Consider the following 10452-nt stretch of genomic DNA (forward strand, 5'->3'; position numbering starts at 1 on the left):
GGCCAGAACCAAGAAGAGCAGGAGATCCGCCTCGGAGCATGGATCAACAACCAACGCACCCGCGCCGCGGCGCTGTCCCCCGAACGGGCAGAACAACTCTCCACCATCAGCATGCGCTGGGCGTAGTCGGTCCCCGGTCGCACGGGTGCCAGGCAGACCGGGTCGTCTGTGCTCAGAAGGGAGGTTCGTCGCTGTACGCCTGCTGACTGCTGGTCTTCTTCGGTGGCGTTGTGATGGCCCAAGGATCATCGTGCGGCTGCTGCGAAGCGCCCCACCCCCCTGAGGGCGCATTGCTTCCCCAGCCCCCCGCGGGGGCGGGCGGCGGTGTCGGCTCCGGAACCGGCGCTAGGAGTTGTCTTCAAATGTCACGCCCACATCAGGAGCGATGCGAGGGCGACGGCTGCTTGGTAGGACTCGGCGGTTTTGTCGTATCGGGTCGCGATGCCGCGCCATTGCTTCAAGCGGTTGAAGCAGCGTTCGACCACGTTGCGCCGCTTGTAGAGCTGCTTGTCGAAGGCCGGCGGGCGCCCGCCGAGGCTGTCCCGCCGGAGGCGGTTGCGGTTCTGGTCGGCCCGTTCGGGGATGATGTAGGCGATGCCCCGCCGCCGTAGCCAGGTCCGGATCGCTCTGGAGCTGTAGCCCTTGTCGCCCAGGACGCGGTCGGGCCGGTTCCGTGGCCGTCCCGGGCCGAGGCGGGGCACCCGTATCGCGTCCATCACGGCGGTGAACTGGGTGCAGTCGTTGGTGTTCCCACCGGTGAGGGTGAAGGCGAGCGGCCGGCCGACGGCGTCGCATGCCAGATGGATCTTGCTGGTCAGACCACCTCGGGAGCGTCCGAGTACGGGGCCGCGGAGCCCCCTTTTCGGGCCCCGGCGGCGTGCTGGTGGGCGCGGACGACGGTGGAGTCGACCGACACGAGCCAGTCGACGTCCCCAGCGGCGTCCGCCGGGCCTGGGCGGCCCGGAGCATCCGCTCGAACGTGCCGTCCAGGGCCCACCGGCGAAAACGGGTGTGCAGCGTGGCCCACGGACCGTACCGCCCGGGCACGTCACGCCAAGCAGTCCCGGTGCGGAACTTCCACACGATCCCGTTGAGCACCGTGCGGTCGTCCAGCCGCTTCCTCCCCCGCAACGACTCAGGCAGCAGCGGCCGAACGAACTCCCACTCGGCATCCGACAGTTCATGACGACGTATCACCCCACCATGATCCACCACTCAAGATCATTTGAAGACACCGCCTAGCGCGACGCAGTGCCGTGTTGTCGGCCGGGGGTCGAGGGCGGGCGGCGAGGGGCTGGTAGGTGGCGTTGTGCCGCTCGTACGGTGGACGTCGTCCTCCCAGAAGACACGCATGCGCTGATACGCGGGCCGATCGCCGGCCCGCCGTGGTGCAACGAGCTGCACACCGATCCCAGGAGCATCACCGTCGAGGACGGGCGGTCCACGTGTCCGCCGACTGCGCCATCGCCCCCGTCCAGGGGCAACCGCGTGCCCTGTTCAACTTGATCAGCTACGAGAACGCAGGAAGGCCTGCGTGATCCGGTGCTGGAGCTGACCTCCGACCGCGGTGAGGGATTCGTGGCGGCGGAGTACGAAGCCGCCCACCGCGGCGAGGTCGACGACACTTCGCCGACCAGCTTGAACGCGCGGCGGCCGTACTCCGGCAATGGCGCACCGCCGTCCCCGCCTGGTAAGCACCCCACGGCGGGTAAGCGATCCTGTCACGGGCGGTCAGCGCCGGGCGGGACGCCCGAGAGGCGCTCCGACAGAAGGTTCCTCCTGACCGGAGTCGGCGGCCGCCCCCTCCGGACGGCTGGTCTCCCGGCTGCGAGTAACGCCCGGAACCAAGAACACCCCGGGCAAGCAGCTGCTGCACAGACTCCAGTCCCCCGAACGCCTCGCATCGCTTGACGAAAGACATAGAGGCACCCCCCGAGCCGGACGGAATGCCAGCGCCGGGCACTGCGGCTGATCATCCGAATCCTCCATCCGGCCGAGCTGATAGGCGACCGAGGTGGTGCTGGAGAATCCGACCAGGGCACAATCTCCCGGACCGATGGGCCCTCGCCGTGCTCCGCGATCCAGCCCCTGATCGCCCGCAGGATCTGCACCTGCCGCTCGGTCGGCACCTCATTCATCCCGCCGTGTGCCTACCTGCCACGCCCGTGTCCGCCGTGGCGCGCAGCGCGGGGCGGGTCGCCGGGCGGGATGTGCATCTGTGAGAAGCCGAGCCGGTCGGCGATCTGAGTCTGGCTCATCTCCTGGCCGAAGCGCATCTCGATGATGCGCCGCTCCCGCTCCCGCTCGCCGAGCCGTTGCAGCAGCGGGCGCAGCGTGCAGGTTCTCCACCAGGTCCATGCCCGGATCACGTTCACCGAGGGTGTGTGCGTAGGTGATGTCGCCACTGATCCGGCCGTCGTCGCCGACCGGCATGGCCACGCGACCGGCAAAGCCGGGAAGGAGCACCCGTCCTCTCACCTTCGTGAGTTCGGCTCATTGTGGAGTTCGTCGGCGACGGGAGACATGCCGACCGCGACAGAACCACCGTCGGGCAGGAACCGCTCACGTCATCGCCAGCCTGTTCGACTGGGCTAACCGGGATCGGGTTCGTCGTGGATGGTCAATGCTCCGGCGAGGTCGAGGTCGGCGACGGTGCCATGTGCCCCGGCGCGGACGAGCAGCACTGCACCGAGCGCGGTGCTCCAGAACGTCCTGGTTTCCACGTTGAGCGGTCTACGGGCCCTCCAGCCACGGCTGTCGATGAGCTGGCTCACGAAGCGCTCGGATTGCCGGAACAGCAACTGGAGGTGCTGGTCAACCACGGGGGCGAGTTCGGGCTTGGAAATCCCGGCGGCGAGTGCTCGCGTGACTGACGGGAGGGAGGGCATGGCCAGTACGGCGCGGGCGATGTTGCGCCGAAATGTCGTCGCATCGGGGGCTTGGCGACCGATGCGCTCAATCCGACGGGCGTCGTGCAGCAAGCCGAGGAAGGCAGCGTGCACGAGGAGCGAGTCCTTGGAGCCGAAGTGGTAGGTGACCTGATTGGGGAAGACCCCTGCCGCGTTCGCGATCTCCGCGACGCTCACCTCTGCGCCGGGCCGTTCCTTGCAGAGCCGTGCAGTTGCCTCAATCAGCCGGTGCCTCGTCGCGCGACCCCGGTCACGCGACCGAGCCGACGTTGATCGAGCCTCGGTTCGCTTCTTCTCCACACCAAAATTGTATGTGATACAACAAGGGATTGTTAATTTGTATCGCATACAAGAAGGTTGAGGGGCATGCACCAGACTGAAGTCGTCGTGACCGGACTCGGCGCGATCACGCCACTCGGCGGAGACGTGAAGTCCATGTGGGAGGCCCTCCTGGCCGGCGAGTCCGGCCTTCGTGGTGGAGCTCTGCGTGGCCACCAGGACCCCGAGCTTCCCGATACCGTCGCGGGCACGATGGCGATCGACCCCGCCGAGTCGCTGCCGCCGGTGCGGGCCAGGCGGCTCGACCGCTCGCAGCAGGCGGCCCTCGTCGCGGCGGCCGAAGCCTGGGCCGACGCGGGCGCCCCGGAAGTCGACCCGGACCGGCTCGCATCGGCCATCGGTACCGGCATCGGTGGCGTACGGACGCTGCTGAAGGAGGACGACGCACTGGAGGCAGCCGGGACCCGGCGGGTCTCGCCACGCACGGTCCCGATGCTCATGCCCAATGCGGCGGCGGCGCTGATCAGCATCGAATACGGCGCTCGGGCAGGTGTCTACACGCCCGTCTCGGCGTGCTCCTCCGGTGCCGAGGCGATCGCCCTGGGGGCCAGGCTCATCCGTGCCGGCGAGGCGGACGTGGTCATCGCGGGCGGGACCGAGGCCGCGATCACCCCGATCACCGTCGCCGGCTTCGCCCAGGCACAAGCACTGTCGCGGCATACCGCCGAACCCGCCTCTGCGTCCCGGCCGTTCGCCGCGGACCGCAGCGGATTCGTCCTCAGTGAAGGCGCCGCTGTCGTGGTGCTCGAAAGCGCCGAGCATGCCAGCGCCCGGGGCGCACGCGTCCACGCGGTGCTCGCCGGCACTGGCATCGCCGCCGACGCTCACCACATCACGGCACCCGCACCCGACGGCTCCGGTCAGACCTCGGCTATGCGGAAGGCACTCGCGCAAGCCGGTTTGACTCCCGAGCAGATCACCCACATCAACGCCCATGCCACCGGAACTCCGGTCGGCGACGTCGCCGAGGCACACGCGATCGAGGAGGTCTTCGGCCGCGCCACCGTGACAGCCCCCAAGGCGGCACTCGGTCATCTCTTCGGCGCCGCCGGCGCGATCGAAGCGCTCATCGCCGTCCTCAGTGTGGAGCACGGCGTCATCCCGCCGACCCGCAACCTCACCGCGGCCGCCGTCGGTCCCGACATCAATCTCGATGTCGTCGCAGAGCGACAAGACGTCCCCCAGGAGGCCGTGCTCAGCAACTCCTTCGGCTTCGGCGGACAGAACGTCTCACTCATCGTCACCGGCGCACGGCACCACGCGTCCGGAACAGCGTCGACCACACCATGACCCACGCGAACGAACCGCTGTCCGTGGATGGTCGCCGCCGATTGATCGGACGTTGCAAGACTCGTCCAATGCACGATGCCGTCCAGTACCACCCGGTGGACTCCATCGCGTGGAGTCCACCAGCCCGGAGTGGACGCCGGACATCGTAGGTGCGCGGCCGGGCGGCAGGCGGCACACCCCGGACAAGGGACACCTGGGTGTCGGGTGCGCCACAGCGGGCGCGCGCTCAGCAGGCGCCGACTGTGACGGTTTCTCTGTAACGCGACGTCAAACGGCGCCTTGCCGACGGCGGCGGGTGCTGTCACGGCTGAGTACCGAAAACCCCGGCTCTGCCCGTGGACATGAGGTGGTGGGCATTCTCGTCGTACCGGGACGGGCGACGAGTGCGGGGGTTGCGGGCGTGGTGGGTGAGCATGTGGGGCGGGGCCGGTGGCGGTGGATGCTCAGCCGGCTGCTGTGGGCACCGGCCGGGGCCGCGGTCGCCGGCGGGATCGCCTGGGCGGTGGCACGGATCGGGCTGGAGACAGCGGACCAGCTCTCCAGCGTGATCGGCGGAACCGTCGGCCTACTCAGCCTCGCCGTCTCGCTGATCGCCCTGCGCTCCCCCGCCCCGACCACGCCCCCCGTCACCGGCGGCGGGGCAGGCGGGCGTTGGATACGGGCGGCCGCCGCTCATGCCTCCTACCGTGCTCCCGCTGTCCAGACCCCCGTCCGCGGCCGTGACCGCGAACTCGCCGACCTCCAGAGCGTGGCGGCCTGGTCCACCCCCGCCTGACCGAGGCCCTGACCTACGGCCCGAACGGCCTCAAGGAACCCCTCGTCCACGTCGGCCTGCACCTGCGCGAACAGCGCGGCCAGCGCCGCGGCCCCGCTACCGAGCAGCCCCGCCTCATGTGGACCCTCGTCGCGCTCGTGCCCCAGGACGGAGGTCTGTGGCAGACCCTGGCAGACCTCAGCAGCCACGGTTTCGTTGTAGAGCGCGGACGCGGCGACGGTGTTCTCGAACAGTGCCTCCGAGTGGATCGATCCCCACTTCCCGTCCAGGCGCTGCCCCTTGATCGACAGCAGCAGATGGTCGTGGAGCAGCGGCATCCCGGAGCGGGCCTCGTAGTGGCGGAACCGTGCGGCGACCAGCCCGCCGGGCGGCCGCACGCGGTGGATGCCGTCCTTGCCGTAGCGGATGACCGCCACCTCGCCTTCGATCCACGCAAGCACGCGTACGATCGCCCGCTCGTGCGCGGCCTCGATCACCCGCCGGGTCTCCTCATCCCCCAGAGCCCAGATCAGGTAGATCGTCGGCTGCGGCCGGAAGACGAGGTCGACACCCGTGACCGTCACCCGGCGCCCGAGCGCACCGGCCCGCAGCGCCGTCTTCGGTGACTTCCCCGCGGCCAGCTGGTCGGCCTCGATGCGGTCCGCGTACGGGTGCCGGCCCCGCTCACCGAACAGGTTCCGCAACTGCTGCTCGGTGACCACGTCTCCCGCTGTCAGGCCGAGCACGGCCAGCCCGCGGCCCATCCACCGCCCGGCCGGGACACCCGCCAACTCCTGAGCCTCACGCAAGGGGGTGCGGGCCGGGCGGCGGCCGTCGCCGACCAGGACCTGGCGCAAGTAGTAGCGGTACATCTGACCGGCTCGAATGATCGCGATATCCATCACGAACACCACGCCACCCTGACCTGCAAAAAAGGTGCGATCAGCGTGGCGTCCCGCCAGGCGGGAGCAGCAGCCCAACTCTCTTCGCCCAGAGCCCGCCAGGCGGGAAGCGGCCCCGGGCCGGAAGCCAATGCCATCGCTCTCCGGCCGCCCTCACTTCACTGCCCGGAACACCACTGAGCGCCCTTGAGTGCATGTCCCTTGGCTTTGTCCACGAGTTTGGGCTCTGGTCCACTTCTTGTGGAGCGGTGACGTTCGGTCACGCCAATAGGACTCGCTTGCGAAGGAGTTCGAACCCACGCGGCCGAACATCCGGCGGGTTGGAGCCGCTCCGTGAAACCACCGGCCCCCTCGGGCCGTCTCCACTAGCCTGACTGGTTGTTCGCGCGCCGTGTGGCGCCGGTGGCGAAGGAGGCTGTGCTGTTGTGCTGGCACTGCGGGAGCACGACCCGGAAGGGATAGCGGACTACCGACTACTCGGCCGGCTCGGCGAGGGCGGGATGGGCGTCGTGTACCTCGCCCGGTCGTCGCGGGGCCGGATGGTGGCGGTGAAGTCGATTCGCGCCGAGCTGGCGGCGGTGGCGGACTTCCGGACCCGGTTCGCCAATGAGGTCACCGTGGCCCAGCGGGTCGGCGGAGACTGGACGGCCGCGGTTCTGGATGCCGACCCGCACGCCGAGCGGCCTTGGGTCGCCACCGCCTATATCCCCGGCCCCACTCTCACCGATATGGTGAACCGGCACGGACCGCTGCCGGAGCAGTCGGTGCGCGGCCTGGCATCCGGGCTGTGTGCTGCCCTGGCCGATATTCACGCTGCCGGCCTCGTGCACCGTGATCTGAAACCCTCGAACGTCATGATCACCATCGACGGCCCGAAGGTGATCGACTTCGGTATCGTCCGAGCACTGGACGATCCGACCCGCGGTGGACTGACGTCCACCGGACTGATCGTGGGCACGCCCGGGTTCATGGCCCCCGAACAGATCCGTGGCGAGCGTCTCACCGAGGCCAGTGACATCTTCTCGCTGGGAGCGGTACTCGCCTTCGCCGCCTGCGGGCACATGCCTTTCGAGACCTCTGGTGGACAGGCGCACGCCATCATGTATCGAGTGGTGCACGAGGAAGCGGACCTCAGCGGCATCCCGAACCCACTCCTTCCCCTCATCCGGGACTGTCTCGCCAAGGACCCAGCCGCCCGGCCACTTCTCACCGTGCTGCGGGCACGGGACGAGACACCGTCCCTGAATCTGGGGCCGTGGCTGCCAGCCCCAGTTCTGGCCCGACTCGGACAGGACGCGGCTCGACTGCTCGAACAAGAGGACCCTCTCAGGGGGTTGACCCGCGGGGGCGCCCCGTCCCCTGCGTCGCCGCCGCAGGATGAAACTCTGACCGCCCCCGGCCGCCGCCTGGCTGCCTCGGCCACCGCCCCCGTCACGACCACGGACCTGCCGGAGCACCAGGGGCAGTCCAGGGTCGGAACCTCGGTGTCGCCCAGGACGCTGGCCGAGGAACGCAACGGGAGCAATGGCCCGCGTTCGTCCACCATCGCCGTGTATGTGGCCCTGGCGCTGTACACGCTGGCAGTGCTTGGCCCTGTCATCGCTCAACTGAACCTGATGCAGGGCACTTACAGCGGCCGTTACGAGTACGAAAGCTCCTTCGAGGAGCAGGATCACCGTTGGGGCTTCTTCCAACTCGCCACCGCAGTCGTCCTGGCCGTGGCCTGGCTGATCTGGTTCGTCCGGATGCGCACCACCGCTGAGAGACTCGCCCCCGGACGACTGCGCTATCCCCCCGCAATAGCCGCCGTTTCGTGGTTCATTCCCTTCGGCAGCTTCTACCTGCCCAAGCAGATCGCCAACGATGTCTGGCACGCCTTCAGCCCACCCTCGGGCGCCGGCAGGATGGCTCCGGCCTCCAGGCTTCACGCGTGGTGGGTCATGTGGCTGGTTACCTTGCTGACGTCGCCCTTCTACTGGTACTGGGATGCTTTCAACTGGGCGACCAGGGACCATATCAATCTCATCTCGCCCGGGGAAAGTGACGATTATGGGTACGAGCTGGAGTCGAACGACTCGAGGGCGATGCTCCTACGCCTGCTGGTCGTACCTACCGTCGTGGCGACTGCCATGTATGTCGCGAGGCTCACCGCCATGCAGCGAGCACTACTCCTCACCTCGGCCGCAAATGCCCCCAAGCGTCGCCGTCAGCCTGCTTGGCTGATCGCCGGGGAGGCAATCGTGGCCGCCGCTGCGCTCTGGGGCATTGGCTACCTTTGGAGTTTGACATGGTGATGCCGAACCAGGAGAACCCGCAGGCGCGGCCGTATCGGTGGCTTGTATCTCGCTGCGGGCTCTGGTCCCTTCTTGTGTTTCCGTACGCAGGGTGACTGTTGAACTTGATGTGATGTGTGTTGAGGTCGCCCGAAAATCGCCCGGCTGGAATGCGGTGTGGTCGACAGTCCTTCACCGTGAACGAAGTGCTGGCGCAGCTGGGTGAATTGCTGTTCTCCTCGATCGACGGTGTGTCCGTGGAGTCGGTCGAGGTGACCGACACGGTCGTACGGATCGAGGCCCGTACGACTTCCAGTCAGGCGGCCTGCCCTGGATGCGGATGCTGGTCAGGCCGAATACACGGCTCCTACCTGTGGTTTCCCCGTGACCTACCGGCGGTCGGCAGGTTCGTCGTGGTGTCGTTACGGGTGCGTCGGTTCGTCTGCACGGAGGACTCCTGTCCGCGCAAGACCTTCGCCGAGCAGGTGTCCGGCCTGACCCGCCGGTTCGGCCGACGGACCGAGCGGCTGAGATCGACTCTGGTCTCGGTCGGTCTCGCGCTCGCGGGCCGGGCCGGCGCCCGGATGACGGAACCCTTCGGGCCCCGGTCAGTCGGAACACCCTGCTGAGGCTGGTCACCTCGCTCCCGGACCCGCCCACCGCCGTGCCTCGCGTGGTCGGCGTAGACGAATACGCCCAGCGCCGGGGCCGGATCTACGGAACTGTGCTCGTCGACGTCGAGACACGTCGTCCGATCGACCTCCTGCCCGACCGGGAAGCGGACACGCTCGCGACTTGGCTCGCCGAGCGCCCCGGCATCGAGATCATCTGCCGCGACCGCGCCCCCTTCTTCGCCGAAGGCGCCACCCGCGGTGCCCCTCAGGCTCTCCAGGTCGCTGACCGGTGGCACCTCTGGCGCAACCTTGGCGAGGCTGCGGAGAAGTGCGTCTACCGACATCGCGGCTGCCTGCGCCCCGCCCCGGCACCGCCGGGCGAACCACCGAAGGAAACGGATCCGACCACGTCATCGCCCTGGCCGACAGGGCACCGGTTCGCCGAACGCACCCGCACCGAGCACGCCACCATCCACGCGCTTCTGGACGCCGGACACAGCAAGCGGTCCGTCGCCCGGCAACTCGGCATGACCCTCAACACCGTCATGCATTTCTCCCGAGCCACCACCCCGGGGGAGATGCTCACCGGCCAGTGGCAAGGCCGTGCGACCCCGCTTCAGGCCTACAAGCCCTACCTCGACCAGCGCTGGCAGGAAGGCTGTACCAACGCCTGGAAACTGTGGGAGGAGCTCTGCGAGTAGGGCTATCCACGCGGATACAACAGCGTCCGCGACTACGTCAGCCGGGTACTGCGCGGCAAGCCCCAGCCGATCGGGCCTCGTCCCCCATCCGCCCGTGCCGTCACACGTTGGATCCTCACGCACCCCGAAGCCCTGGCCGAAAGTGACCGGCTCCAGCTCAAGGCCGCGCTGGCGAACTGCCCTGAGCTGACAACCCTCGTCGAGCACGTGCGCTCTTTCGCCCACATGATCACCCACCTGCAAGGCAGGCATCTCCCGCAGTGGATCGAATCGGCCAGAGCCACAACCGACTTGATCAGTCTCAGCCGGTTCGCCCAGCACCTCGAACGCGACCTCGACGCCGTCACCGCTGGCCTCACACAGCCCTGGAACTCGGGTGTCGTAGAGGGACACGTCAACCGCATCAAGATGCTCAAGCGCCAGATGTTCGGCCGCGCAGGGTTCGAACTCCTTCGCAAGCGAGTCCTATTGGCGTGACCGAACGTCACCGCTCCACAAGAATGGGACCAGAGGTGGGCGTCTCCGGAGCGGTCTTCCTGCTGCCCGTTCAGGTCAGTGTGCTGGGCGTGCCGAGTCCGGCCGTGACACCCACGAACCTGCTCTACAACGTCGTGGCCGGCCCCGGCGCCCTCCTCTCCCACTGGCGAGCCGGGCGACTGGGCGGGCCTCT

General features: G+C 68.4%; 10 protein-coding genes and 2 pseudogenes. 8 read left to right on the forward strand and 4 right to left on the reverse strand.

Translation table 11 applies throughout. The annotated features are described in order from the left end of the window. Nucleotides 1–126, forward strand: a 126-nt coding sequence (locus ACZ61E_RS32245; RefSeq protein WP_469703943.1) for a helicase associated domain-containing protein, incomplete at its 5' end; no start/stop codon positions are given. 239 nt (nt 127–365) lie between these two features. Here the strand turns inward: ACZ61E_RS32245 and ACZ61E_RS32250 are convergent. The 3 genes and pseudogenes from ACZ61E_RS32250 to ACZ61E_RS32260 all read right to left on the reverse strand — a co-directional run bounded on the left by ACZ61E_RS32250 (nt 366) and on the right by ACZ61E_RS32260 (nt 3209). Next, nucleotides 366–1194 (reverse strand): annotated as a pseudogene (locus tag ACZ61E_RS32250) (IS5 family transposase). A gap of 956 nt (nt 1195–2150) precedes the next feature. Then, a complete protein-coding gene (locus ACZ61E_RS32255; RefSeq protein WP_469703931.1) occupies nt 2151–2375 on the reverse strand; it encodes a sigma factor-like helix-turn-helix DNA-binding protein in 225 nt (74 codons plus the stop codon). Nucleotides 2376–2591: 216 nt separating this feature from the next. Continuing rightward, the gene (locus tag ACZ61E_RS32260) at nt 2592–3209 is read right to left on the reverse strand and encodes a TetR/AcrR family transcriptional regulator (protein WP_469703933.1); all 618 of its coding nucleotides are present in this window, start codon (nt 3207–3209) and stop codon (nt 2592–2594) included. 66 nt (nt 3210–3275) lie between these two features. On the opposite strand from ACZ61E_RS32260, the gene ACZ61E_RS32265 reads away from it, so the two are divergent. Further along, nucleotides 3276–4538 (forward strand): beta-ketoacyl-[acyl-carrier-protein] synthase family protein, encoded by a 1263-nt coding sequence (locus ACZ61E_RS32265; protein WP_469703935.1) that lies wholly within the window; start codon nt 3276–3278, stop codon nt 4536–4538. A 403-nt stretch (nt 4539–4941) separates the two neighbouring features. Then, on the forward strand, nt 4942–5313 hold the full coding sequence (locus tag ACZ61E_RS32270; RefSeq protein ID WP_469703936.1) for a hypothetical protein: 372 nt from the start codon (nt 4942–4944) through the stop codon (nt 5311–5313). On the opposite strand, the gene mobF is transcribed toward ACZ61E_RS32270, so the two are convergent. After that, a complete protein-coding gene (gene mobF / locus ACZ61E_RS32275; protein ID WP_469703938.1) occupies nt 5220–6194 on the reverse strand; it encodes a MobF family relaxase in 975 nt (324 codons plus the stop codon). The two genes, ACZ61E_RS32270 and mobF, sit on opposite strands and share 94 nt — an antisense overlap. 425 nt (nt 6195–6619) lie before the next feature. Between mobF and ACZ61E_RS32280 the strand changes: the two genes are divergently transcribed. The 5 genes and pseudogenes from ACZ61E_RS32280 to ACZ61E_RS32300 form a co-directional block, all read left to right on the forward strand. Beyond that, complete coding sequence (locus tag ACZ61E_RS32280) at nt 6620–8488, forward strand: protein kinase domain-containing protein (RefSeq protein WP_469703939.1); 1869 nt, start codon at nt 6620–6622, stop codon at nt 8486–8488. 176 nt (nt 8489–8664) lie between these two features. Further along, nucleotides 8665–9096 (forward strand): transposase family protein, encoded by a 432-nt coding sequence (locus ACZ61E_RS32285; protein ID WP_469703941.1) that lies wholly within the window; start codon nt 8665–8667, stop codon nt 9094–9096. A 44-nt stretch (nt 9097–9140) separates the two neighbouring features. After that, entirely contained in the window at nt 9141–9782 is a 642-nt protein-coding gene (locus ACZ61E_RS32290; protein WP_469703942.1) for an ISL3 family transposase, read from the forward strand. Between the two features lie 132 nt (nt 9783–9914). Next, nucleotides 9915–10259 (forward strand): transposase, encoded by a 345-nt coding sequence (locus ACZ61E_RS32295; RefSeq protein WP_469703945.1) that lies wholly within the window; start codon nt 9915–9917, stop codon nt 10257–10259. A 35-nt stretch (nt 10260–10294) separates the two neighbouring features. After that, a pseudogene (locus tag ACZ61E_RS32300) lies at nt 10295–10452 on the forward strand (sulfite exporter TauE/SafE family protein); the annotation flags it as partial.

This window comes from Streptomyces sp. NPDC104581 (assembly GCF_055583685.1).

Bases quoted from the DNA above. Each gene is read 5' to 3' on its own strand.
- ACZ61E_RS32265 (WP_469703935.1), top strand. From the start codon at position 3,276: ATGCACCAGACTGAAGTCGTCGTGACCGGACTCGGCGCGATCACGCCA.
- mobF (WP_469703938.1), bottom strand. From the start codon at position 6,194: ATGGATATCGCGATCATTCGAGCCGGTCAGATGTACCGCTACTACTTG.